The sequence below is a fragment of the Psychrobium sp. nBUS_13 genome (genome assembly GCF_051201665.1).
GTDB lineage: Bacteria > Pseudomonadota > Gammaproteobacteria > Enterobacterales > Psychrobiaceae > Psychrobium.
Window position 1 is genome coordinate 2,178,208 of sequence record NZ_CP179210.1, and the last position, 24,172, is coordinate 2,202,379.

The following is a 24,172-nucleotide window of genomic DNA, read 5'->3' on the forward strand; positions in this document are numbered from 1 at the left end:
ATGACGATAATTAATCCTATATGTTTAGAAGGTGTTTAAATGAGCAGTAGTTCTTGTGCTGGCGTTGGCAGTATACATTGTCAAAGCTGCAGTATGTCTGACCTGTGTATTCCGTTTTCCCTTAATGACACGGAAATGGATCAACTAGACAACATTATCGAGCGCAAAAAGCCTATTCAAAAAGGCCAAATAATTTGTAGCGCCGGTGACAAGCTAAATTCTATTTTTGCAATTCGTTCCGGTAGTTTTAAAAGCTATACCTTAAGTAGTGATGGTAACGAGCAGGTGGTGTCGTTTAATTTAGCCGGTGATATCATCGGTTTTGATAGCATTGGCTGTGGTATTCATCAAAGCTTTGCTATCGCATTAGAAACTGCCATGGTGTGCGAAATCCCTTATGATACCGTCGAACAACTGTCTGGTCGTATGCCCCGCCTACGTCAGCAAATGATGCGTTTGATGAGTGATGAGATCCTAAATGATCATGGCATGTTGAGGCTACTTAGCCAACGAAACGCTGACGAGCGTTTAGCCACCTTTATCAGTTCACTTGGCGAACGCTTTGGTGAACGTGGCTTTTCAAGCAAAGAGTTTCGTTTAACCATGACCCGTGGTGATATTGGTAACTATTTAGGGTTGACGGTTGAGACGATTTCTCGATTATTAGGCCGCTTCAAGCGCGACAATTTAATTGAAGTCACTGGTAAGTATGTCACCATACTTGACAAAGAAGCATTAGACGCCGTGAGTGGTGTTGTTAAATAGCGTTTTAACCATTTTTTAAAAAAGCCGATGATTTATCGGATTTTTTTTGATCTAAATTCGCTTGGGTATCTTTTAAACTTGTCATAATATAGAAATAGTCAACAGCTAAAGAGAGCTACATTATGATGGAATACAAAAATATACTGGTAATGGTTGATCCAACCAAAGAAGAGCAACCTAGCTTAAAACGTGCTGTTTTTCTTGCCCGCAGTTATGGTGCGAAAATCTCTGTAATACTTTGTGTTTACGATCTTTCTTATGAAATGACGTCAATGTTATCTCAAAAAGAACGTGACTCTATGCGACAAGTTGTGCTGAGTCAGCATCAACGATGGTTAGATGATGTCATTACCGATTACAGCGATGTCCCGATGGAAACAACGGTCGCTTGGCACAACCGTCCTTTTGAAGCTGCGATTAAACAAGTCTTAAGTAATAAACATGATCTTTTGGTCAAGACGACCCATAGTCACGATAAACTAAAATCAGTTATTTTCACCCCCACAGATTGGCATTTACTGCGTAAATCTCCGTGTGATGTATTACTCGTTAAAGATCATGACTGGCCGGTGAATGGCACAATAGCGACAGCTGTAAACGCAGTAAGCGAAGACAGTGACCATATCAATTTGAACAATAAAGTACTTCAACACGCCGTTGATATGTCAAAAGTGATTAATGCTAATGTCAAAGTCATTAATGCGTATCCCGGAACACCAGTCAATATTGCCATTGAAATTCCTGAATTCAACAGCAATGAATACAACGACAGTGTTAAAAAACATCACGACGAAAAGACTAAGGCGCTGGCAGCTGAGTTTGAAATTGATGCGTGTGATTGTATCGTTGAAGAAGGTTTAGCTGAGGACGTTATTCCACGTATCAGCCATGAAATTGATGCTGAGCTTGTGATCATAGGGACTATTGGTCGCACCGGTTTCTCAGCAGCGTTTATTGGTAATACAGCTGAGCATGTTATCGATGGCATTGATTGTGATCTCCTCGCCGTTAAGCCAGACGGCTTTGAATGCCCAGTGTCATAGTCAATATTGACAAACTTTGAGGAAAAGGTCGCATTAACTGTCCACCTGTTGTTATACCCAAGCGACATGAAGATGCTCTATTTCAGCAAGCCGAGAAGCGCGCCAAATACGAGGTATGAGATATGTCGTTAAGTCATTCTTAATAAATATCTTATAACGACGTAGTTGGTCGCTTATCGCCTTGCCCGAAGGGAGTTCGGGTAGAAAACGACTACCGCGTTATGATTCATAATTAGGGAATAGCCATTAATTATAAATCATGCCTTGTATTCGATTCCTAGCCGAGCTCTGAAACATGCAGCTTCAAGTGGCTTGGGTATGGATTTAGCCTCAGGTTTGGGTATAATGCGGCCTTTATTTTTGATTAGCGTCTCTTATGTCTACACAAACTACACTCGAAAAACCGTCGTCTGAAAAGGCACTAAAAAAATTAGATAAGAAACTTAGTCGAGGCGTTGGTAAAGCCATCAGCGACTTCAATATGATTGAAGATGGCGACAAAATTATGGTTTGTTTGTCTGGCGGTAAAGACAGTTACGCAATGCTCGATATTCTGATGTCGTTAAAAAAGCGCGCGCCGATTCATTTTGATATTGTGGCTGTAAACCTTGATCAGAAACAACCCGGTTTTCCAGAAGATGTACTACCAAACTATTTAGAGAAAATTGGTGTTGACTACAAGATTGTAGAAGAAGATACCTATTCAATAGTCATGGACAAAATCGAACCAAGAAAAACAACGTGTTCTTTGTGTTCAAGAATGCGCCGCGGCATTTTATACCGCACTGCAACTGAGCTTGGAGCAACCAAGATTGCACTAGGCCACCATCGTGATGACATGTTAGAAACCATGATGTTAAACATGTTCTATTCAGGCAAACTCAAATCCATGCCACCCAAGCTTGGCAGTGATGATGGTAAACATATTATTATTCGTCCACTGGCATATTGTGTTGAAAGTGATATTAGCGAATTTGCAACCTTAAAAGAATTTCCAATTATTCCATGTAATCTTTGTGGCTCTCAAGAGAACCTTCAACGACAGGCGGTAAAAGCGATGCTTAATGACTGGAGCGAGCGTTTTCCTGGGCGTATTGAATCTATGTTCACTGCTATGCAAAATGTCGTTCCTTCCCACCTAGCGGACCACTCGCTATTTGATTTCAAAAATATACAGACAGGTGATTTGGTGGATGGTGGTGATACAGCCTTTGATCAAGAAGTAAAACCCATCGTACAAACTCCTGATAATACAGTACAAATCGTCGAGCTGTAACAACAAAAAAGCGCAATGCTAAGTTGCGCCTTTTATAGATGAATTGTCGTTTCTCTTGATTTAGTCTATTTTGACAACGTCGGTAATACCGAGACTAGATTGGCGTTAAATACCGCCTTTTTCGACTGTTTCAACTGCTCTATCTCTTCATGAGTTATGACTAATTTTTTATGACTAGTTACCAACACTTTTTTATTAGCGGCATCACCAAAAATAATCTCGGTGTCTTTATCAAACGACAACACAAGTGCAGTCACCTGTGGCATAAAATAGCGACCAGGCCAACCCGCTAACGTACTATAGAGAGCCTCAAACTGGTTAAACCACAAATTAAGCTTTACTCCAGATAGCGTTTCTAGTTCAAAGCCAGCGACTTTGATTTGCATCGACAGATGACAAGTTACATTTGCGGCTGTACTAAAACGGATTGCAGCATGGTCTTTCTTCAACGATTTATCGAGTGGAAGTAGCAACGCGCCGTCTTCCCCCCTTAATACTTCGTATTTATGCTCACCGTCACCTAGCGTAACTTTTTCCGTTGGACACAATCGAGGAGCGCCCGTTTCCAACAACAAAAAATTGAGTTTTAATTGTGAAAACTCGCTCTGCTTTGAGGTTTTTAGGCTTTTGTAGAGTCCTGTGTAAGTAAACGCCGATTCCTTCTCTGCACTAATGCTAGAAAAGCTGGCAACCGCAGCGATTAATGCGCTCGCTAATAATTTGAACTTCATAAATAGGCCTTATTGTGGCGTAACATTTGTAATAACTCCAACACGTATTCTTCACCACGCTCTGAATAACTCGTAAGTCCAGTGGCAAGTTTTGACGCCGTTACTGGCTCGTTGTGTTCTCTAAGCACAGCACGAACATCTCGTAAATGACGATATGCAGGGTGCGTATTGAGGTTTCTTAAATAACTTGAAATCGATTCGTCGACGCTATCAAATACTTTCACTTCATGACTAGCGTCATCATTACGAGCGCTTGGTACTAAACCACAGCCTTTGCTGAAACACCATTGTCCAAAAAAGTTTAGGCCAAGCCGCGCGAATCGCGATGTTCCCCAACCTGATTCATTGGCCGCTTGCACCATGACAAGCCCATTTGGAATAATGTCAACGCGCTGTAAAAGCTGATCTAATGTCAAAAGATCAAAGGTTTTAGTGTCCATTTTGTAATGATTTAACAATGACAAATATCTGGATGGCGCGCTGCTGTGTGAATCGAAATCAGCCTTAAGATCAAGCAAATATTGCCTATCTAGGGCTATCGCGCGATTTGCATTAACGACACCCGGCCGAATAAAGTTGAAAAAAGCCTGTTTCTTTTGTGTGACATTGGTCATTGCTGAGAACGCAGGGATCACGTCTTTCGTCGGCAAAGGCTGCTTACCAATAATCATGGGTTCTTGAGCAGTAAACTGACGATTAAAAGTCGCTTTAATAAATACAATACTAACGACCAATATTGACAGCGCAACGACCACCTTTGCTACAAAACCAAACCTCATAACACGTTCTCCAGAAACTACGGTTTATTGCTTATCGAAGAGTTCACAATACAAGATACCTTTCGCATTGACATAAAACGGAATAGTCATTATGAGCGCAATACCAAAGGTAAAAAATGATGCGACAATTAAGATGAATAAAAGAGTATACATCTGGATAACAATCCCGGCATGTTCATAACACTTTTTGAGACTTTGTTTAACCGCTTCTACCATCGATAGGCGATAGTCAACCATCAGCGGTTGCGCCATCGATAACATAGCGAGTAAAAAAAGGCCCGGTAATATAAATAACGCCATTCCTAACTGTACGACGAAAAAAGATAAAATTGCGAGAATAATTATTTTAGGGCTCGACGGTATGATCGCAAAAATGTCAGTCGCTTTCAAATCAAGTCCACGCGACGCTTTAACGCCCATTAACATAAATCCAATTTCTATCGGCGTTAGCAATACACTAATCAAGGTCACCATATTTGCTTTTTGTTGGAGCGCCGCGAGTGCTGTTTCATCACTTAAATCAATTTCACCAATGTAGGTGTTGGCAGCATATGTCGCAATTAAAATAATGGTGACGATCAACGGCAAAAAAGCGACAAAATTACGCTTGGTTTGCTCAAACGCCTGGCTAAAAATACTCGATAAAGAAATGGAAGGTGACGAATTCATAAGGGTACAATTAAAAATCAGAATGGCGATATTATAAAGGTAAACTCTTGTTTATAAAATCATTCAAGCCATATTTCTGCTTAGTTTCACAAAAAACTGTTACAATTTAACATTAACACTCATAACAATGTTTCGTTATGCTTCAACACAGTGTATATATGATGGGTATCGTTTAATCGCGCAAGAATACTCATTAGTTTTAATCATTTGGAACCTATTTATGTCAGATAAACCCAATCTTTTTGTTAGAATTATTTGCCGAATTTGGTGGGTAATTAATAACACTCGCAAGTTGCTCCTTAACCTAATTTTCTTCGGAATCGTCATCGTTTTGCTTGCCTCCTCTGGTAAGGACGCTGCTGTGCCGCCGCCAGAAGGCGCCGCTTTGGTACTTAACATTGCTGGCAGTCTGGTTGAACAAAAGAAACCGACAGACCCTTTTGATGAAATATCGCGTGATATTTATGGTCAAAGTAAAGAAACTGAAACACTCGTTGCAGACGTATTGAAAGCTATCAAGGCCGCCAAGACTGATGACAATATCAAACTGTTGGTGATTGCGACTGGCGGCATGAGCTGGGGTTCGTTGTCAAAACTTCAAGACATTGGCGCCGCAATTAATGATTTTAAAGAGAGTGAAAAGCCAGTGTACGCTGTCGGCGATGGCTATTCTCAAGCACAATACTATCTGGCGAGTTACGCTGATAAGATTTTCATGAATCATGAAGGAAATGTCTCGTTAGATGGATATTCTCGTTACCGCATGTATCACAAAGGTTTGCTAGAGAAGCTTAAAGTCAATTCTCATATATTTCGCGTTGGTACCTTTAAATCTGCATTAGAGCCATACTTACGCGATGACATGTCCCCTGCTGCAAAAACTGCAAACATGGCATGGCTAGATGATCTATGGGGCACTTATGTACACGATGTTGCACAAGCACGTGAATTGGCGCCTGAGCAAATTAATTTGCCAATTGAAGACTACCTAGCCGCATTAAACGCCGCTGATGGTGATATGGCAAAAACGGCATTAAATATTGGTCTAGTAGACGTGATCGATTCTGATCTTAATATTACTAAAGCACTTGTTGATGTCGTTGGTCAGTCAGAAAACAAAATGAGCTACAACAAAATAGCCATGAATGATTACCTTGCCTATCGCGACAGAATGCCAACTGCTTATGTACCAACTAAATCGAATATTGCTATCATCGTTGCAAAAGGCACTATCTTAAATGGTTCTCAGCCAACCGGTACTATTGGTGGTGTGAGCACATCTAAGCTATTACGCAGAGCCCGCTTAGATGATGATATTAAGGCCGTTGTCTTGCGTATCGATTCGGGCGGCGGCAGTGCGTATGCATCGGAACAAATCCGCACCGAAGTATCTGCATTGCAAGCGGCAGGAAAGCCGGTTGTTGCTTCTTTTGGCAGCGTAGCGGCCTCTGGTGGATATTGGATTGCAGCGACAAGCGATAAGATTATTGCCCAACCGACAACGATAACGGGTTCAATAGGCATCTTTGGCATGATCAATACGTTTGAGAATGCTTTGGCAACTATCGGTGTTTACACTGATGGCGTTGGTACAAAAGAGATGTCTGGATTATCAATTACTCGCGACCTCCCTCAAGGATTCAAAGCACTGATGCAAAGCCATATTGAGCACGGTTATCGTCAGTTCTTATCATTGGTTGCTAAAGGTCGTAACATGACGGTAGAACAAGTCGACCAAATTGCTCAAGGCCGTGTATGGTCAGGCGAAAAGGCATACGAGTTTGGCTTAGTAGACGAGCTAGGTAACTTTGATGACGCAGTTAAAGCGGCCGCACAACTTGCTAATCTAGAAGATTACTCAACGAAGGTTATCGAAAAAACGTTAACACCGATGGAACAGTTCTATCGTGATGTATTTAATGCCGCAGTTGATTCAATGGGCATAGAACCACAATCACAAACAGTTCTTGGCAAATTGCTTGGTCAGGTTGAATCAAACCTTAACACCTTTAATAGTTTTGACGATCCTCAACATGCTTACCTCTTCTGTATGGAATGTAGCCGTTAAAAAAATACTTCCCAAGATAAATGCCAGCATCTTTGCTGGCATTTTTTTGTCCGTAAGTCATTCCGTTGCGTAGGGTCTGTTTTTCTTTTGAGTTCATTTTTGAAGCAATTTGTTTGGTGTTTCTACTAGGCAGAGCCTATGTGGTGTAGCTCGCTCGATAATAGCTCCTGCATTATCCTAATGAGCTACATCCCTGTAGCAATACACGAATAGGCGATAACGTCGTAGAAATAACAAACAAATGCTGTCCGTAGGATTCACCTAAAAGTGTTTTGCGCGGCGTTATTCGTCATTCACCTATGACTGCACGGATGCAGGAATTAGAGCGACTCAGGAGACAAAGCCGAGATAAACTAGGCATCAATCCTCATGCCTTGCCCAAAATCCTTTTAGATTGAACAAAATTTGAACCACAAAGATCAACAGACCCTACTATTTGTGATAACCTTGCGCCTAATTTTGCAATACTAAATGTTGAGATGAATGTAATGACCCAGAAAAGAATCTACATTGCTTATACTGGCGGTACCATCGGCATGACGCCATCACCAAATGGCTTCGTTCCACAGACTGGATTCCTTAGCGATTGTGTTAATCAATCTGCTGAGTTTTCTCGCAGTGAAATGCCCCATTACACCATCAACGAATACTCACCGCTTATCGACTCGTCAGATATGAAACCAAGCGACTGGCAGCGGATCGCACAGGATATTAAAGCGCGTTATGATGATTATGATGGATTCGTGATTCTACACGGTACTGATACCATGGCGTACACGGCGTCAGCACTGTCTTTTATGCTTGAAGGCCTGACCAAACCCGTCATTGTCACTGGATCTCAAATTCCCTTTGCACAGCTACGATCAGATGGGCAGTCTAACCTACAAAACGCGCTGTTCTTAGCGGCCTATTATCCAATCAATGAAGTCACGTTGTTCTTTAACAACAAACTGATGCGCGGCAATCGTTCTACTAAAGCCTATGCAGACGGCTTCAATGCCTTTGAATCACCAAATTTACCAGAGCTTCTGAATGTCGGGATTAATATCGAGTTGGTGGAGGGTGAAATTAACAAAGTGAGTGATAAACCCTTCCAGGTCCATAACATCACTAGTCAAGCGGTAGGTGTTGTAATGCTATACCCTGGCATTAACGCGTCGGTTGTTGCCAACATAATTCAACAACCGGTAAAAGCATTAATCATGCTTAGCTATGGCGTGGGCAATGCGCCGCAAGATCCAACACTACTTAGCGTACTAGAAAAAGCCAATAATGACGGCATAACCATTGTTAATCTTAGTCAATGCCAACGCGGAAAGGTTAATATGTCAGGTTATGCGACGGGCGCAGCGCTGGCGAACATTGGCGTGATCAGCGGTAGCGATATGACCATTGAAGCTGCTCTGACAAAACTTCATTGGTTGTTAAGTGACGACGAACAATTCGATAATATCAAAAGCATGATGCAAACTAATGTTGCCGGCGAATTAAGTATCTAACGCTATCACCAAACGATCTAGCTTATTTGGTGAAACTTCGTTGCGTAATATTGATGGGTAACGTGCCTGTTACCTTAATCTTTTTAAATATAGCCTTACTAAGTGCGTCAAAAGCTGCGCCAGTCCATTGTCCGTCACTTGTTTGATAGCAATTTGCATCAAAGCTCGCTAATGAGATTGATGCTATATTGATATATCGCTGGCAATGATACGGTGCTTTAAGCGATATGAATACGCTGCCACCGCCAACTTCATTACTGTGTTGCATCGTTTTAATTACTCTATCTTGGTCAATTTGTTGTTGGCAGTCCTTGTCTAAATCATCCATACCACCGGCATCAACAACACTTCGCTTGTCTTCTAATCCAATGATTAGCATTTGATCTTGCCGTGCTTTGACATTGTTTAACTGCTGTAAGCTATAACAGTTGATTAGTAATTCTTTATCACTGACTGACATAATTGCATATTTAAATGCCAGTGCTTGTTCGATACTTGGCATCACAATATTACATGAAGTAATACGACTAAGATGGATAGATTGATTAGGCAGCAAATTGATTAGTGAATCTTGTGCCAGCTTATTCTCGAAGCGGCGATGCGCAAGATAGTTCATTGGTTTAGTTGGTTGTCGCAATGTTTGTTTAGTATGGCGAACTCGCTGAAAAGAGCCCATAATTTCAGCCGTCAGCTCTTCATCCGCGATGACGTTTTTCACCACAGAATCGACAAGTTCATAAAACCGTTTGATGCCATCGGGGTTATGAACTTTGAACGGCATTAACGCAATATCAGCGCCTGCACGAAATGTTTCTAACACGGCGTCCAGCGGCTTCAAAAAATCACTAATACTTGCCATGTCTAATGCATCAGTGATGACAAGCCCTTTAAATCCCATACGGTTACGCAATGTTTCAGAGATTATTTGTCGAGATAACGTGGCAGGTCTAACAATTGCTTGACCCTGCTTAGTGATTATCGTCGAGCTGTCTAACACTGGGTACTGAATATGCGCTGTCATGATCAACGGACATTCATTGGCGTCAATCGCCTGTTGAAATGGCTTAAGATCAACAGATTCGATAGTCTGCTCATTATGATTTACACAGGGTAAACCGGTATGGCTGTCAGTGTGTGTGTCACCGTGCCCCGGAAAGTGTTTAAAGGTTGCTAAGACACTACTATGTTTTAAGCCCTTTGCCGTCGCAATACCTAAATCCCCGACTATCGATGGGTCATCACCAAAAGAACGAACATTAATCACCGGATTGGCGTGGTTGATATTCACATCCACCGTTGGTGCATGATTAACGTTAATGCCTAATTCAGCGAGTTGTTCACCAATGAGCCTGCCATTTTCAAAAGCGTAGTCTCGACTATTCTCAGTTACCGCGCCAATCGCCATATTGCCACTGAAGCTCGGCCATTGTGCCTTGGGTAATCTAGTGACTCGACCACCTTCTTGATCAATTGAAATCAATGCAGGTAGATTCGCTTCTGATCGCATGGCACATTGCTGAATTGCTTGGGTAAGTTGTTTAATTTGTGGCTTAGTTTCGCAGTTTTCTGCAAACAAAATAACGCCGCCTATATTAAGATCACAAAGTAATGTAGCGAGTTCACAAGGAAGCTTAGTAACACCTGATCTCGTATGATTCTGAGTTTGATAGCCGACAAGATTATTTGATGCGCTTACAGAAAGGTCTTTGTTGTCAAAGTAGCGTAAGTCTATCATTAGCTTTTGGCCAATCGCGACTCTTAGTTCATCACGACTAGCCGAGGAATTGACCGTTATCACAGACTATTTATCAACTTTCTGACGTAAAATCTCGTTATCATTAAACTGATTACGTAACTGAGATTTACTATGATGATTCATAACGCCGTCTTTGCCAACGGTCATATGATCTGTCTGTTCTAAGTGCTTACCTTGATATAACATCATGGCTTGCGTTGCCTGCTCACGCTGATTTTCTTCAAGTGCAGCGCCGTTTGGCCATTTTCCAATCTCAACCGCTTGCTTAAGTACTTCGTAAACCTGCGGTGACATAGCGTTAATTAGGTGTTCAATATTCATTAGCGTTCATTCTTGTATTTTTTAGTAAGGTAGGCAATTCGGATACGGTTAATCAAATACCACACGAACCCTAGGATCATTCCGCCCATTGCTACCCATTGTTGCATGTGTGGATCACCGATTGGATCATCTAAATAATAAAAGATAAACCCGGCAATACTTAAAAATAGCGCCAACATTGTTTGGAACTGAATTGACTGAATAGATTTGATACGTTCAACACGTTTTGAGCTTTGTGTTTGCTCAACGCTTTGTTCAGTGAGTGATAAATCACAATGGGGGCACTGCTTGGCTTTGTCGGAAACTTGCTCACTACATGATGGGCAGCTAATAATTGCCATGATTGACCTATTAATATTGTTATTTGTCATCGATCCTACCTGAGCACTTTTTCAAAGTAAATAATTTCAAAATAAATAAAAAGCCCTCAGGTTGAAGTGAGGGCTTTAAGACATTGAGTACACCAAAAAATGTATTTAATCGTTTGGATTAAAATTCTTCCAGTAATCTTTAACCGTCGATTTCATCTCTTTGGCAAGCATCAGGATCCCGAATAAGTTCGGAATTGTCATTAGTACAATGGCGACAGCTGCTAATGTCCAGACCAATGTTGTATCAGCGAATGATGCCCAAAAGAAACCACCAACGTAGAATACACGATATGTATTTACCCATTTACTGCCCCACAGATAAGTTACTGCACGGTCACCATAGTACGACCAAGCAATGGCGGTTGAAAACGCAAATAGTAGTAGACCAATTGACACAATATACTGACCGTATTCACCGAAGTACCCCTGCTTAAACGCAATAGTCGTGAGCTTTGCAGAGTGAACCAGCGATTTACCAGTTACATCCACTGCGTCATTGCTCAATTCGCCGTCCACAACTTCTAGCGCGCCATTAAATGGTTGACCATCTATGCTGTAACTTACGTCTTCTGCAATCGAACGAGACGCTAACAACGTGTAACCTGTGTTATTTGCTTTACCATCGATAACTTGAAATGAACCACTGAAGTTTTCGATTTTCGTACTTTTATCTTCGTTAATCAGTTTGAAGAGTTCTTTGCGATCACTATCAACTTTATCGCTAATTGTTCCCGTCATGTAAGTCATATCAGAGCGCTGGAATTCATTCTCAAATTTTTGATTCCACACACCTGATGACAGAATAACCATACCAGTAAGGGTACAAATAATGATGGTATCGATAAATGGCTCTAAAATTGACACCATGCCTTCTGCAACTGGCTGATCTGTTTTCGCCGATGCGTGAGCAATAGGCGCACTACCCTGACCCGCTTCATTTGAAAACAAACCACGATTTACACCACGGTTAAATGCGTAGGCAAAGCTAGCGCCAAGGAAACCACCAACGGCTGCAGAGCCAGTAAACGCATACTCAAATACTGATAAGAAAGAAGGGATTAGATTATCAATGTTATAAAAAATTACGGCCAACGCACCGATAATGTAAATCACAGACATGAAAGGAACGACAGTTGAGGTAACTTTGGCGATACGTGAGATACCACCCAAGATAACCAACGCAAGAATGATGGAAAGAACGCCACCAGCAAGCATACGGTCAATTCCAAAGGTATCTTGTAGACCGACAGTGATATTGTTTACTTGAGGCATGTTACCAGTACCAAACGATGAAATAATGGTTGCGATTGCAAAAATAACCGCAAGCCATTTCATGTTCAGGCCTTTATCCATATAGTACATTGGACCACCAGCCATGGTGCCATCTTCAACTTGGTCACGATATTTATGAGATAATGTTACCTCGACAAATTTCGTTGTCATACCAAAAAACGCGGTTGCCCACATCCAAAACAGTGCAGCAGGACCACCTAAGAACAATGCAAAAGCAACACCGCCGATATTACCCGTACCGACAGTCCCTGACAAAGCCGTGGCAAGTGCTTGAAAGTGGGTAGTATCTCCCTTGTCATCTTTCTTTGCATATTTACCTGTAACGACGTTCCAAGCATGTTTAAAGTATCTGACTTGGGGAAAGCCAAGATAAAGTGTAAAAAATAGACCGGTTCCTAACAATAGAAACGGAAAATAATCAGCGCTTCCCAAATAACCATCGAGAAATGTTAAAAAATTATGTATGGCTTCCACACTAACTTCCTTAAATTATAATTATTTTTGTGACGGACTCGATCATAACTGAATATCAATAAACAATTAAGACAGACCCGCTAAGTTTGTAAAAATGCTTTGTAATACCAATTGCATTAAGTAAGTGATCTTGTTGTGCGTAGAGAAAATCAGCTAAAACAAGGCGCTCGATTGACTAATAGCTGGCTATTAGGATTGAGAGCAACGCCATTTTAGTTAATTTTAACAAGTACAAGTGGGCAAATATTTAATGCAATTGGTATAACTTAATTTAGACACTAAAGAGCCCACCAATTGGTGGGCTCTTTAGTGAATTACTTCGCTGGACTGCTTACGCCAGCAGCAATAAACGGAATAACTCGATGAATTAGCCCTTCGATATCGACATCGGCTCCAAAGTCAGCTTTTGCAATATCAATTAGTGCATTACTAGACGCCATGGTGAATACCACAGATCCCAAGGTGAAATGTAAACGCCAGAATATTTCTTCTTTCGACAAATGCGGATTTGCTTCACGTACCACGTGATTAAATAAACCAACAACTTTGCCGTAGTTAGTCATGATATACCAACGAAGATGTCCCTGACTTTCCACATAACCGCGCCCTAAAAGGCTAAGGAAAACTGTCGTTCCTTGATGCTTAAATGAATCGAGTGCCAATAAAGGTTCAATCAAACAGTTAAACACTTGAATTTGGTCAACACGCTTCTCGTCATCTACTAATGCTTGCAACGAAGATTCAAGCGCTGGTGCAAATACGTCAAGATATCTCGCAAGCACCGCTTGGATCAGCTCTTTCTTAGAGCCAAAATGATAGTTAACCGAAGCAAGGTTAACTTCAGCCTGACTGGTAATAAGTCGTAACGACGTATCTGCAAAGCCGCGCTCTGCAAATAGTTGCTCGGCAGCGTTAAGAATTTTTGTTTTTGTGTCTATTTTCTGCACACTACTTTTCCTATCATTAAACAAACGTTTAAAATATAACGCCTATAAAAATTGTGTCAAGTGCGCAAGTATACTCTATTAAAATTAGAAAAAGAACCTTGCGTTTTAGCGGTTTAATAGCTCATTCAATATAAAAACATCTTAATTTTGAATAAAGAAACGCCGTTTGATTTAAAAAATCAAACGGCGTTGCAGGAACTTATGGGTGATTTATTTAGTGAACTTGTCCATCCAACCGATCACAGCATCATACCATTGAACCTTATTGTCATTATTTAAGATCCAGTGATTCTCTTCTGGAAATACGATCAGCTGAGACTCAATTTTTTTATTTTGTAAGATGGTAAATGCAGCGAGGCCCTGCCCGTAAGGAACACGGAAATCTTTTTCACCGTGAATCACTAACATTGGTGTTTTCCAGTTATCGACAAAGTTAACTGGATTAAACTTTTCGTAATTTTTCGGCACTTGTGCGTAGCTACCACCAAAATCATAACCAGGGAACCATAATTCCTCAGTCACATTGTAGAACATGCGCATGTCAAATAGACCAGCATGATTGACCAAACACTTAAACTGATTGCTCCAGTTACCAGCAATCCAATTAACCATGTAACCACCATAGGACGCGCCAAGTGCACATGCATTAGTGCTGTCTAACCAAGGTTGTTGGTTTGTTACTGCTACTAACCCTTTTTGAAGGTCTTCTAACGGTTTGCCACCCCAATCTTGATTGATCGAATCTGTGAATTGCTGTCCATAGCCCGTTGAACCATGGAAGTCTATCATCACGACACCATAGCCTGCGCCAGCCCATAACTGCGGATTCCAGCGAGTCGACCAAGAATTACCGAAGGAGCCCTGCGGTCCGCCGTGAATGAGGAACGCAATTGGATATTTTTCACCGGACTTATAGTTACTCGGTTTTACCCAATACCCATAAACGGTCTCGTCATTCCAGCCTTTGAATGAGAATTGCGAGAATTGTCCGAAATCAACATCTTTTAGCTTTTCTTTATTAACAGTGGTAAGTTGTTCGACATGAGCGCCATCAAAGCTCACCTTGTAAAGCTGGCCAGGGTTATTTAATGCTTTCTTTTTAATAACTACATCATTGCCCGCAACACCGACAAGGCTCGAGCTTCCCTCACCTTGGATCTGTTTGATATCTCCAAATTGAATGTTGATCATAAAAACAGAAACTTGACCGATGTCTTGTGCTGTAACAATCAAGTTACGGCTATCCGGTGCGAACATTAATTGTCTGGCTGAACGGTCCCATAACGGCGCAACTTCCTTAACAGTACCCGTGACTAAATCTTTAAGCATGATGGCAAAGCGATCAGATTCCGCGCCCGGTTTTTCCATGGCCACATAAGCCATGTAGCGACCATCTGGTGAAAACGTAGGATGCGCGTCCCACGCCTTATTTTTCTCGGTGAGATTTTTAAGGTTTTCGCCGTTTAAGTCGACTTGCCATAAGTCGTAATTTGTATGACTCGCTTGCGTTTTCGAAGGGGCTTTCGCTGTATAAACCAAGTGTTTATTATCAGGCGTGAAAGTTACCTCTTCCATACCTGAAAACGGTTTAGCGGGCGTATCCGTTGCTAAACCTGCCGTTACGTTGGTCACTTTAGTGATCGGTTTATTGGTAATATCAGCAACAAACAGGTGTTTGTAACTGCCATCTTTCCAGGTATCCCAATGGCGGACCATGAGCTTGTTATACACTTTGCCAGCGTTGGGTTTTGCTTTCTGCGCAGCAAATTTGTCTGCACTACAACGTAACGACGCACAGTCCAAAAACGATGACATTGATAAAACGATTTTTCTGCCATTTGTCGCAAGTTTGAAACCTTCAATCGCAAGCGGCAGATCAGTGATTTGTTTTGCCTCTCCACCTGTTAAAGATAAGTTCCATACTTGCGGACTACCACTGCGAATACTGATAAAGTAAACCGAGGAATTATCATGGCTCCAAACAGCACTATGCTCGGTTGAGACATGATTAGTCAGTTGCAAATCCGATTGTGATTGATTTAAACGTTTGAGATACAGGTTGGATGTGGCGGTTTTGTCATTAATGGCTTTAAGCCCGTAAACTAACGATGTGCCATCTGGCGAAACGGCTGTTGAATGAATTGAGTCCAACGTGGTAAGTGTTCGGACGTCAAATCCTTTAGCGAATGTCATTGGTGTTGCGATCAAGCCAGCAACCATCAATCCGTTAATTTTAGAAAATCGACCTTTCATGTCAATAAACCTTTAAAAAATGTGAATTATTATTGTGATACAGGATATACCAGTTTGGTATAAGGGGGGCAAATAAATCACGCCTTTGTACCTGATCTTTACAAAAAAGGCACTCAATAGAGTGCCTTTTGAACCGATTGGTTGAACTTACGCAGGATCTTGCAATTTAACTTTCCACGTCGCTGGTCCAGTTTCATGTGCATTATCGCCATTGGAATCAACGGCCACAGTTACTGGCATATCTTCAACTTCAAATTCGTAGATAGCTTCCATACCAAGTTCTGGGAACGCCACTACTCGAGATTTCTTAATCGCTTTCGATACTAGATAAGCAGCACCGCCTACCGCCATTAAGTAAACTGATTTGTTATCTTTGATAACTTGAACAGTCGCTGGACCACGCTCAGCTTTACCGATAGTGCCCAATAGGCCAGTTTCTTCGAGCATCATCTTAGTGAATTTATCCATACGGGTAGATGTCGTTGGGCCCGCTGGGCCAACAACTTCATCACCAACAGCATCTACTGGTCCAACGTAGTAAATAAATTTACCATTAAAATCAACACCCGTTGGTAAGCCTTCACCAGAGGTTAATAGTTCTTGAATCTTTTTATGTGCTGCATCACGACCCGTTAAGATCTTGCCGCTTAATAAGACGGTTTCACCAGTTTTCCAGTCTGCGACGTCTTCTTTTACAAGATCATCAACGTTTACACGACGAACGTTTTCACCAACTTCCCAAGTGATTTCAGGCCAGTCTTCGAGCTTCGGTGGTTGTAAATCGGCAGGACCGCTTCCGTTTAGGTGAAAGTGAACGTGACGCGTTGCCGCACAGTTTGGGATCATCACCACGGGTTTAGATGCTGCATGCGTTGGTGCTGATTTGATTTTGATATCTAAAACCGTATGAACACCGCCTAGGCCTTGAGCGCCTATACCAAGTTTGTTTACGCCGTTAAAAATGTCTAATCGCAATTGCTCTTCACCAGATTGTGGGCCGTTTTCGATTAACTCGTTAATATCAATGCTCTCCATTAACGATTCTTTAGCCATTACCGCCGCTTTTTCAGCCGTGCCGCCGATGCCTATGCCGAGCATACCTGGTGGACACCAACCTGCTCCCATTGTTGGAACTGTTTTTAAAACCCATTCTTCAATCGAATCACTTGGGTTTAACATCACCATTTTAGATTTATTTTCACTGCCACCGCCCTTAGCGGCAATCATCACTTCGACTTCATCGCCTGCGACCATGTCTATGTGAACCACTGCTGGTGTATTGTCTTTGGTATTTTTACGACTACCCGCTGGATCGGCAACAATAGAGGCACGAAGCGGATTGTCAGCATTGTTGTATGCACGGCGAACACCTTCATCAACCATCTCTTGTACTGTTAGGTCTGAATCCCAACGTACGTTCATACCAATTTTAACAAAACACGTCACGATGCCAGTGTCTTGACATAAAGGACGACGACCTTCTGCTGACATACGAGAATTAATTAAGATTTGTGCCATTGCATCTTTTGCTGCGCTACTTTGTTCCGTGTTGTACGCCTTTTCCATCGCGTCAATGAAATCTTTTGGATGGTAGTAAGAAATGTACTGCAGTGCGTCTTCAATACTGTCGACGAAATCTGCTTTTTTGATTACTGACATTAAAATCCCCTTCGGATTGCTACTATTACTTTTATTAGGATTAAGTTGCTAACGCGATAGACAGCGCTAAAACTTTTTATTATTTCAGTATATAATACCTTGCAATAAAGTCACTAGCCAAGTGCTACCAATGTCCAAGAGCAGTAAAAGGTTAAAATGTCCGCAGCGTTTCAAACTAGCCCCCTTAATTTATCCATCTCATCTCGAGAGCTATTTAAATCATTAGCACACCTGCCGTGGGCAATGTTGCTTGATTCCGGCTGTAGCAATCACGTCGACGCCCACTTTGACATCATTGTCTTTGATCCGATTATGACTTTAAGCTCCGATGACGACACAACAACAATTGTTGATAAGCAAACTGGCCACACCAAGACGTCCAGCAAAAATCCATTTGACGTATTGGCGCAAGAGTTGGCGCTATTTGATTTTTGTGTTCAGGATCAAGATCTCCCCTTTACAGGCGGCGCACTTGGTTTGTTTGGTTATGACTTAGGCCGCCATTGCGAATCAATTAATAGCGAATCATTGAAAGATATAGAACTACCTGTAATGGCTGTTGGTATTTATAAGCATGCGCTTATCTTTGATAGACGAAAGGACACCATTAGCGTTGTTTCGCAATCCAATGTCGAGGAACATCAACATTATATAAATGCGGTTAACAGCTATCATCAAAAAGAACTTCATCTTTCAACGTTTAGTGCCCTGACTGCTTGGGAACATCAAATTAATCGTGATGAGTACTCTGAGAGATTTCATCAAGTACAGCGTCACCTGCGTGCTGGGGACTGTTATCAAATCAATCTCACACAACGTTTTTCATTAACAAAATCAGGTGATGAATATGCGGCCTATCAAGCGCTAGCAGCTGCCAATGAAACGCCATTCAGCGCTTTTGTACGATTAGAAAACTTCACCGTATTGAGCCTATCACCAGAACGTTTTTTACAAACTAAACATCAAACGATTGAAACCAAGCCGATAAAAGGAACCATGCCGCGCAGTAAGGATCCTGTTGAAGATTTAGCACTAAAGAATACGTTGAGAGCAAGCGAAAAAGATCAAAGCGAAAACTTAATGATTGTCGATCTCCTTCGCAACGATATCGGACGCAGCGCCGTAGCTGGCTCTGTGCAGGTGCCAAAGCTTTTCGACATCGAAAGCTTTGAGAACGTGCATCATTTGGTGAGCACGATCACCGCGCAGTTACCAAGTGATGTGTCCCCTATCAAGTTGTTACGTGACGCATTCCCTGGCGGTTCGATTACTGGTGCTCCAAAAATAAGTGCGATGAATATTATTGATACCTTAGAGCCATCACGACGTTCCATATATTGTGGTTCTGTCGGGTATATTAGTGCCAATGGCAACATGGATACTTCAATTACCATTCGTACAGTACTTTCGACTAAAGACACCATGTATTGTTGGGCTGGTGGTGGTATTGTTGCTGATTCAACCGCAGACGCCGAGTATCAGGAATGCTTTGATAAATTAGCGTCAATCATGCCGGTACTAAGTGGTTTAGACATTCGTAATTAGTTGGCGCAGTAATAAAGGAGCAAGGCATTAAACCATGAATAGACAGGAACTTATTATGCGGTTTAGCCTTCGCACATTGACGGATACCCAACTCAAAATTACCCATATGCCGCTTAAAGAAAGTGCCGTATTACTCGCTTTTATTGAACGAAATAACGAGCTTTGTTTACTCTTAACCAAACGCAGTCAACATCTACGTCATCATCCCGGCCAAATTAGTTTTCCCGGCGGTAAGCATGATGTAGAGGATGAGAACCTAAAAACAACGGCGATTAGAGAAACACAAGAAGAGCTAGGCATCGAATTTGATGACATTGACCTCTTTGGAGAACTGCCCTTTCATGACACCATTACTGGGTTTCGTATAAAGCCTTACTTAGGATTTGTCGATCAACGGGCTAACATCACTGCGAATGTCGGCGAAGTGAGTGATGTTATAGAAGTCCCTATTAAAACCTTCTTGTTTAACCCTACTCACTTTATGTTACCGATCATTCGGCCAAACCTGACGGTTAACGTTTATTTCAAACCAAGTCAGGGACACGCTATTTGGGGGGCAACCGCTGCAATTATTGAACAAGTTCGGCTGTTGTTAGAAGATTAGTCAGTTTGAGAGTACCCGTTTATAAAATGGTATCTCAATTTGTTAATAGCCCTTAAATAGCGGTCGGATTTAAAATAAGTAATAGCGATATAGCGGCCGCAGAAACGACAAACAGCAATAGGATAGCCATTGAGATGCGCTCTCTATGGGTAACTTTGAGGATATAGTTAAAAATCAACGTTAGAAAACTAGACACCGCGCAAAACCACAAAAGAAATTTCAGTCTATCATAAACATCCCTTAACCAGTTTTGGCGAACGTCAATCCCAAAATAGTTAGTTACAACGGTGGCCATTTCTGGCCTGGCATTGTCAAAAACTATAAGCGCGTAGATCAATAGTGCCCAACCGACAATGGTCATCGCATACGTCAGTAAATGAAATCTATCTAACAGAACTCGTTTATTCATTGCCCTACCTTATTTTCCTCAGAACACTAGGTGTAATACCAACTGCATTAAATATTTGCCCACGTGTACTTGTTAAAATTAACTAAAATGGCGTTGCTCTCAATCCTAATAGCCAGCTATTAGTCAATCGAGCGCCTTGTTTTAGCTGATTTTCTCTACGCACAACAAGATCACTTACTTAATGCAATTGGTATAAATAGGACCTCATCTCGTTAATTTTAATCTATAAAGCAGCAAGTCGCCTATTTTTTACCCCACCAGCTTATAAATCGGCTTAAAGTGCGCGATTTATTGCTTATTTGCACTTGTGTATTCGACAAAGCCAAGTAATATTGCACAGTTAATTTATAAAATTTTTGGAGTATAGTTTAATGAGTTTGGCCACTGTAGCCGATATTATTGCGGGGAAAGTACCGCAAGGCGAAATTACCACAGTTAAAGGATGGGTTCGTACTCGTCGAGATTCTAAAGCAGGGATCTCTTTCTTAGCGATATACGATGGTTCAGGATTTGATCCAGTACAGGCGGTTATAGAAAATACTCTAGAAAATTATAATAGCAACGTACTCTCTCTAACCGCTGGTTGTTCAGTTGCCGTTACTGGTAAAGTTGTTGAATCTCAAGGTAAAGGTCAATCGTTTGAAATCCAAGCCACTGAGGTTGAGGTCATTGGTTTAGTTGACGATCCTGAAACCTACCCAATGGCAGCCAAACGCCACAGCATTGAGTTTTTACGCGAAGTAGCTCATCTCCGCCCGCGTACAAATATTATTGGTGCAGTAGCTCGTGTTCGTAACACGCTATCTCAAGCTATTCACCGTTTTTATCACGAGCAAGGTTATATCTGGGTAAGCACGCCATTAATCACTGCAAGTGATGCTGAAGGTGCTGGCGAGATGTTCCGTGTAAGTACGCTAGACAACGAGAACCTACCGTTGAACGATCAAGGTAACGTTGATTACGACAAAGACTTTTTTGGTAAGGAAACTTTCCTTACCGTATCTGGCCAATTAAATGCTGAAGCCTACGCTTGTGCGTTAGGTAAAGTGTATACTTTCGGTCCAACGTTCCGTGCTGAAAACTCAAACACAACACGTCACCTTGCAGAATTTTGGATGGTTGAACCTGAAATCGCGTTTGCTGATTTATCTGATGCTGCAAATCTTGCTGAAGCGATGCTTAAGTATGTATTTAAAGCAGTGCTTGAAGAGCGTCCTGATGATATGGCATTCTTTGCCCAACGCGTCGATAAAGAATGTATTTCTCGCTTAGAAGGTATGGTTGATAGCGAGTTCGTCCGTATGGATTACACCGATGCCATTGAGATTTTAAAAGCATCAGGTAAGAAATTCGAATTCCCAGTTGAATGGGGTGTAGATTTATCGTCAGAGCACGAACGTTACCTTGCTGAAGAGCATGTAGGCGGCCCGGTTATTCTACAAAACTACCCGAAAGACATTAAAGCCTTCTATATGCGATTAAATGAAGATGGTAAAACCGTTGCAGCGATGGATGTATTAGCACCTGGTATCGGTGAAATTATCGGTGGCGCACAACGTGAAGAGCGTTTAGATGTTCTTGATAAGCGTATGGAAGAGATGAACATCGATTTGTCGCACATGGATTGGTACCGCGATTTACGTCGCTACGGTACTGTACCACATGCTGGTTTTGGTCTTGGTTTCGAACGCTTAGTGTCATACGTCACTGGCGTACAAAACATTCGTGACGTTATTCCATTTCCACGCGCACCGCGTAGCGCTAATTTTTAGTCACTAGCTGATTAGCACGTACATAAAAAAGGAGCCTAAGGCTCCTTTTTTATGCGGATTTAAATTCACAAACATTTGTACGATTGTATATCTACCAATAGCTGACGTTTTTCTCAATCACCGGCGGCTTTTTACATAGCCCCTCGCCTTCTTCTGTCCCTAGATACAAGAAACCAACCAGTTCGTCAGTCTCTGCCAATTCAAAAGCAGCTCGCACCATAGGGTGCTGAACTAAGCTCCCGGTGCGCCAAATACCATTATATCCCATAGCAACAGCCATTTGTTGAATGGAAAAGGTTGCGCAAGCGGCTGTTTGGATTTGTTCTAAACGAGGTACTTTGGGATGTTCAACAGTTTTTGCTAAAACAGCAATAATCAATGGCGCTCTATACGGCATTTTTTGCGTCTTAGCGAGTTTAATCTCATTTGCACCTTCTTCCGTCATGGCTTGAACAAATAACTGACTTAACCGGTCAAGTCCTTGCTCTTTAATGACGACAAAATGAGCAGGTTTTAAACCGCCATGATCCGGTGCACGCATGGCCACCGTCAACATTTTAGAAACTTCCAGTTCATTTGGCGCAGGGGCCGCTAATTTGCCGCAAGAATAACGGCTAGCCAGAAAGTCAATTGCCGCTTGATTTACCAGAAAACTCACGACTTAACACTCGGGATATGGCCTAAACGTGCGCCGCCAATTAAGTGCATGTGTAGGTGGTAGACTTCTTGGCCACCGAAATCGCGGCAATTAACCACGAGTCGATAACCGTCTTCACTGATCCCTTCATCACGGGCTAATTTTGCTGCGACGGTAAATAACCGACCTAAGGTTAGTTCGTCTTCTTGTGTAACATCATCCACCGTCGGAATAACTTTGTTTGGCACAATCAAAATATGAGTAGGTGCTTTTGGAGTAATGTCTCTAAAAGCAGTCACAAGATCGTCTTGATATACCATATCAGATGGAATTTCTTTGCGGATAATTTTTGTAAAAAGAGTATCTTCACTCATAATAAGCCCTAATTTAACGTGAAAAATTAAAGGCTATGAGTGTAACTTAAGTGATGAGGTTGACGCTAGCGCTTTGGCACTAAAAGCTGAGGATCAATTCGTTGATTCATCCAATTCATTCGCCAGTCTAAATGCGGGCCAGTTGAACGTCCTGTGTTGCCAATTTCAGCAATAAGATCGCCTTGCTTGACTATATCTCCAGGTTTAACGTGTCCCTTGCTTAAATGGAGGAACGTAGAGCTGACCCCCATACCGTGATCAATAATTAGCGTTCCGCCAGAATAAAACATATCTGGAACGTAAAGACGTACAATGCCATCCGCCGGTGCAACGACTTTGGTGCCAATAGGCGATGCCATATCCACCCCATAGTGAGGACGTCCCATTTTTCCATTATAAAATCGAACCGATCCATAAACGCCACTAATTCGTCCTGGTGCGGGCCAAATAAATGATTGTTTAAAGTTTTGCGCGGTAGACCATTTAGCTCTTGCCGCCCGTACTTCTTTTGCGTCTTTCTGTGCGCGAGCTACGTTCTTGGGATTGGGATGAGTTATTTTCTTACTTATCCCTGTCACACGACTTTCACGGTAATTACGTTTTCCTAAGGTAAAATCAACCGTTTTATTTGCACCTTTAAAATCTATAGATAGCGTATTATTTAGCGCGGCATCACGGCCAAAACCAATCACAAAAACGCCGTTATCGGCGACTTTGACTGGGACATCATTTAACTTAACTAACGATGCAGAGCGAGTCTGACCTACAAGCATACCACCTTGAATGAAATCACCTGATAGAGACGTGTTCGATGTCAACTGACGTTCTTCCCCTATTGCATTAATTGATAATGTGCAACAAGCTAAGACAAATAACGGCAAATGTCTCTTCATTGATAAATATCCTTAAATTGTCTATTAATTTTCT

22 protein-coding genes are annotated in these 24,172 nt (G+C 41.8%); 8 read left to right on the forward strand and 14 right to left on the reverse strand.

What is annotated here, in order from left to right:
- Positions 1-39: 39 nt before the first annotated feature.
- From fnr to ttcA, 3 genes are all read left to right on the forward strand, one after another.
- The gene (fnr, locus tag ACMAZF_RS09905) at positions 40-765 is read left to right on the forward strand and encodes a fumarate/nitrate reduction transcriptional regulator Fnr (RefSeq protein WP_435273704.1); all 726 of its coding nucleotides are present in this window, start codon (positions 40-42) and stop codon (positions 763-765) included.
- Positions 766-887: 122 nt separating this feature from the next.
- Positions 888-1,808 (forward strand): universal stress protein UspE, encoded by a 921-nt coding sequence (uspE, locus tag ACMAZF_RS09910; RefSeq protein WP_435273705.1) that lies wholly within the window; start codon positions 888-890, stop codon positions 1,806-1,808.
- Between the two features lie 376 nt (positions 1,809-2,184).
- Complete coding sequence (gene ttcA / locus ACMAZF_RS09915; RefSeq protein WP_435273706.1) at positions 2,185-3,084, forward strand: tRNA 2-thiocytidine(32) synthetase TtcA; 900 nt, start codon at positions 2,185-2,187, stop codon at positions 3,082-3,084.
- Positions 3,085-3,149: 65 nt separating this feature from the next.
- Here the strand turns inward: ttcA and ACMAZF_RS09920 are convergent, their stop codons facing one another.
- From ACMAZF_RS09920 to ACMAZF_RS09930, 3 genes are read right to left on the reverse strand one after another with little or no spacing between them, the layout of a single operon-like run.
- Positions 3,150-3,815: a DUF2987 domain-containing protein gene (locus ACMAZF_RS09920; protein WP_435273707.1), complete on the reverse strand. Its 666-nt coding sequence runs from the start codon at positions 3,813-3,815 to the stop codon at positions 3,150-3,152.
- Positions 3,812-4,594, reverse strand: a complete 783-nt coding sequence (locus ACMAZF_RS09925) for a glucosaminidase domain-containing protein (RefSeq protein WP_435273708.1) — start codon at positions 4,592-4,594, stop codon at positions 3,812-3,814. Before ACMAZF_RS09925 ends, ACMAZF_RS09920 begins: the two co-directional genes overlap by 4 nt.
- 24 nt (positions 4,595-4,618) lie before the next feature.
- On the reverse strand, positions 4,619-5,263 hold the full coding sequence (locus ACMAZF_RS09930; RefSeq protein WP_435273709.1) for a hypothetical protein: 645 nt from the start codon (positions 5,261-5,263) through the stop codon (positions 4,619-4,621).
- A 220-nt stretch (positions 5,264-5,483) separates the two neighbouring features.
- Here ACMAZF_RS09930 and sppA point away from each other — a divergent pair, with 220 nt between their 5' ends.
- Complete coding sequence (gene sppA, locus ACMAZF_RS09935) at positions 5,484-7,331, forward strand: signal peptide peptidase SppA (RefSeq protein ID WP_435273710.1); 1,848 nt, start codon at positions 5,484-5,486, stop codon at positions 7,329-7,331.
- 488 nt (positions 7,332-7,819) lie between these two features.
- Positions 7,820-8,830, forward strand: coding sequence for an asparaginase (gene ansA / locus ACMAZF_RS09940; RefSeq protein WP_435273711.1), 1,011 nt, complete (start codon positions 7,820-7,822; stop codon positions 8,828-8,830).
- 22 nt (positions 8,831-8,852) lie between these two features.
- Here the strand turns inward: ansA and ACMAZF_RS09945 are convergent, their stop codons facing one another.
- The 7 genes from ACMAZF_RS09945 to ACMAZF_RS09975 all read right to left on the reverse strand — a co-directional run bounded on the left by ACMAZF_RS09945 (position 8,853) and on the right by ACMAZF_RS09975 (position 17,904).
- Positions 8,853-10,565, reverse strand: coding sequence for a glycoside hydrolase family 3 N-terminal domain-containing protein (locus ACMAZF_RS09945; protein WP_435273712.1), 1,713 nt, complete (start codon positions 10,563-10,565; stop codon positions 8,853-8,855).
- Between the two features lie 66 nt (positions 10,566-10,631).
- Positions 10,632-10,907 (reverse strand): YeaC family protein, encoded by a 276-nt coding sequence (locus ACMAZF_RS09950; RefSeq protein ID WP_435273713.1) that lies wholly within the window; start codon positions 10,905-10,907, stop codon positions 10,632-10,634.
- A complete protein-coding gene (locus ACMAZF_RS09955; protein ID WP_435273714.1) occupies positions 10,907-11,278 on the reverse strand; it encodes a hypothetical protein in 372 nt (123 codons plus the stop codon). Before ACMAZF_RS09955 ends, ACMAZF_RS09950 begins: the two co-directional genes overlap by 1 nt.
- 105 nt (positions 11,279-11,383) lie before the next feature.
- Complete coding sequence (locus tag ACMAZF_RS09960; RefSeq protein ID WP_435273715.1) at positions 11,384-13,045, reverse strand: alanine/glycine:cation symporter family protein; 1,662 nt, start codon at positions 13,043-13,045, stop codon at positions 11,384-11,386.
- A 314-nt stretch (positions 13,046-13,359) separates the two neighbouring features.
- On the reverse strand, positions 13,360-13,992 hold the full coding sequence (locus ACMAZF_RS09965; protein ID WP_435273716.1) for a TetR/AcrR family transcriptional regulator: 633 nt from the start codon (positions 13,990-13,992) through the stop codon (positions 13,360-13,362).
- A gap of 210 nt (positions 13,993-14,202) precedes the next feature.
- Positions 14,203-16,245: a prolyl oligopeptidase family serine peptidase gene (locus ACMAZF_RS09970; protein WP_435273717.1), complete on the reverse strand. Its 2,043-nt coding sequence runs from the start codon at positions 16,243-16,245 to the stop codon at positions 14,203-14,205.
- Positions 16,246-16,392: 147 nt separating this feature from the next.
- Complete coding sequence (locus tag ACMAZF_RS09975; RefSeq protein WP_435273718.1) at positions 16,393-17,904, reverse strand: fumarate hydratase; 1,512 nt, start codon at positions 17,902-17,904, stop codon at positions 16,393-16,395.
- Between the two features lie 156 nt (positions 17,905-18,060).
- Between ACMAZF_RS09975 and pabB the strand changes: the two genes are divergently transcribed.
- Positions 18,061-19,449: an aminodeoxychorismate synthase component I gene (gene pabB / locus ACMAZF_RS09980; protein WP_435273719.1), complete on the forward strand. Its 1,389-nt coding sequence runs from the start codon at positions 18,061-18,063 to the stop codon at positions 19,447-19,449.
- Positions 19,450-19,483: 34 nt separating this feature from the next.
- A complete protein-coding gene (locus tag ACMAZF_RS09985) occupies positions 19,484-20,053 on the forward strand; it encodes a CoA pyrophosphatase (protein WP_435273720.1) in 570 nt (189 codons plus the stop codon).
- Positions 20,054-20,105: 52 nt separating this feature from the next.
- Here ACMAZF_RS09985 and ACMAZF_RS09990 read toward each other — a convergent pair whose 3' ends face one another.
- On the reverse strand, positions 20,106-20,462 hold the full coding sequence (locus ACMAZF_RS09990; protein WP_435273721.1) for a hypothetical protein: 357 nt from the start codon (positions 20,460-20,462) through the stop codon (positions 20,106-20,108).
- A 371-nt stretch (positions 20,463-20,833) separates the two neighbouring features.
- Here ACMAZF_RS09990 and asnS point away from each other — a divergent pair, with 371 nt between their 5' ends.
- Positions 20,834-22,234 carry an asparagine--tRNA ligase gene (gene asnS, locus ACMAZF_RS09995; RefSeq protein ID WP_435273722.1) on the forward strand — a complete coding sequence of 467 codons (1,401 nt, stop codon included), beginning with the start codon at positions 20,834-20,836 and terminating at the stop codon, positions 22,232-22,234.
- A gap of 91 nt (positions 22,235-22,325) precedes the next feature.
- Here asnS and ACMAZF_RS10000 read toward each other — a convergent pair whose 3' ends face one another.
- From ACMAZF_RS10000 to ACMAZF_RS10010, 3 genes are all read right to left on the reverse strand, one after another.
- Complete coding sequence (locus ACMAZF_RS10000; RefSeq protein WP_435273723.1) at positions 22,326-22,892, reverse strand: NAD(P)H nitroreductase; 567 nt, start codon at positions 22,890-22,892, stop codon at positions 22,326-22,328.
- The gene (locus ACMAZF_RS10005; protein ID WP_435273724.1) at positions 22,889-23,245 is read right to left on the reverse strand and encodes an HIT domain-containing protein; all 357 of its coding nucleotides are present in this window, start codon (positions 23,243-23,245) and stop codon (positions 22,889-22,891) included. The genes ACMAZF_RS10000 and ACMAZF_RS10005 overlap by 4 nt, the downstream gene beginning before the upstream one ends.
- 65 nt (positions 23,246-23,310) lie before the next feature.
- Positions 23,311-24,138 carry a M23 family metallopeptidase gene (locus ACMAZF_RS10010; RefSeq protein ID WP_435273725.1) on the reverse strand — a complete coding sequence of 276 codons (828 nt, stop codon included), beginning with the start codon at positions 24,136-24,138 and terminating at the stop codon, positions 23,311-23,313.
- Between the last annotated feature and the right edge of the window lie 34 nt (positions 24,139-24,172).

Coding starts and splice junctions, on each gene's coding strand:
- fnr (WP_435273704.1), top strand. CDS start 40: ATGAGCAGTAGTTCTTGTGCTGGCGTTGGCAGTATACATTGTCAAAGC.
- uspE (WP_435273705.1), top strand. CDS start 888: ATGATGGAATACAAAAATATACTGGTAATGGTTGATCCAACCAAAGAA.
- ttcA (WP_435273706.1), top strand. CDS start 2,185: ATGTCTACACAAACTACACTCGAAAAACCGTCGTCTGAAAAGGCACTA.
- ACMAZF_RS09920 (WP_435273707.1), bottom strand. CDS start 3,815: ATGAAGTTCAAATTATTAGCGAGCGCATTAATCGCTGCGGTTGCCAGC.
- ACMAZF_RS09925 (WP_435273708.1), bottom strand. CDS start 4,594: ATGAGGTTTGGTTTTGTAGCAAAGGTGGTCGTTGCGCTGTCAATATTG.
- ACMAZF_RS09930 (WP_435273709.1), bottom strand. CDS start 5,263: ATGAATTCGTCACCTTCCATTTCTTTATCGAGTATTTTTAGCCAGGCG.
- sppA (WP_435273710.1), top strand. CDS start 5,484: ATGTCAGATAAACCCAATCTTTTTGTTAGAATTATTTGCCGAATTTGG.
- ansA (WP_435273711.1), top strand. CDS start 7,820: ATGACCCAGAAAAGAATCTACATTGCTTATACTGGCGGTACCATCGGC.
- ACMAZF_RS09945 (WP_435273712.1), bottom strand. CDS start 10,565: ATGATAGACTTACGCTACTTTGACAACAAAGACCTTTCTGTAAGCGCA.
- ACMAZF_RS09950 (WP_435273713.1), bottom strand. CDS start 10,907: ATGAATATTGAACACCTAATTAACGCTATGTCACCGCAGGTTTACGAA.
- ACMAZF_RS09955 (WP_435273714.1), bottom strand. CDS start 11,278: ATGACAAATAACAATATTAATAGGTCAATCATGGCAATTATTAGCTGC.
- ACMAZF_RS09970 (WP_435273717.1), bottom strand. CDS start 16,245: ATGAAAGGTCGATTTTCTAAAATTAACGGATTGATGGTTGCTGGCTTG.
- ACMAZF_RS09975 (WP_435273718.1), bottom strand. CDS start 17,904: ATGTCAGTAATCAAAAAAGCAGATTTCGTCGACAGTATTGAAGACGCA.
- pabB (WP_435273719.1), top strand. CDS start 18,061: ATGTCCGCAGCGTTTCAAACTAGCCCCCTTAATTTATCCATCTCATCT.
- ACMAZF_RS09985 (WP_435273720.1), top strand. CDS start 19,484: ATGAATAGACAGGAACTTATTATGCGGTTTAGCCTTCGCACATTGACG.
- ACMAZF_RS09990 (WP_435273721.1), bottom strand. CDS start 20,462: ATGAATAAACGAGTTCTGTTAGATAGATTTCATTTACTGACGTATGCG.
- asnS (WP_435273722.1), top strand. CDS start 20,834: ATGAGTTTGGCCACTGTAGCCGATATTATTGCGGGGAAAGTACCGCAA.
- ACMAZF_RS10005 (WP_435273724.1), bottom strand. CDS start 23,245: ATGAGTGAAGATACTCTTTTTACAAAAATTATCCGCAAAGAAATTCCA.
- ACMAZF_RS10010 (WP_435273725.1), bottom strand. CDS start 24,138: ATGAAGAGACATTTGCCGTTATTTGTCTTAGCTTGTTGCACATTATCA.